The 313-nt window shown below is 66.5% G+C and carries 1 pseudogene; it reads right to left on the bottom strand.

Features of this window, described 5'->3' with window-relative positions:
- Positions 1 to 279, bottom strand: a pseudogene (locus AVJ23_RS21985) (hypothetical protein); the annotation flags it as partial.
- Between the last annotated feature and the right edge of the window lie 34 nt (positions 280 to 313).

Genomic DNA, 313 nt, shown 5'->3' with positions numbered 1-313 from the left:
CTCAGTAAGCACCGCGCGGAAGTTCTGCAGTGACCACTGCTCCGGCAGCGGCACCAGCGCCGCCATCTGGGCCCAGAAGCCCATATCCCGGGTGTCCTGCGCCAGCTGCAGGGACTGCTGGCCAGAAAAAGCGAGACTCACCACCCACAGCAGCGGATAGATCACCACCAGGGAGGCAAAGACCAGCAGGGCAAAGCGCCAGCTCAGCACATCCCGCAGTGCGCCCCGCAACACCCCCTGCGCGCGCTCGCGGTACGGCAAATCCAGCTCGGCCGCCACGGGCCTGCCCTGCACTTGGGAATTGCTCATCGGG

It is taken from the genome of Pseudoponticoccus marisrubri, from assembly GCF_001482405.1.
Lineage (GTDB): Bacteria > Pseudomonadota > Alphaproteobacteria > Rhodobacterales > Rhodobacteraceae > Pseudoponticoccus > Pseudoponticoccus marisrubri.
Note: the sequence above shows the minus strand (reverse complement) of the source record. Positions and strands in the feature narration are given on the sequence as shown.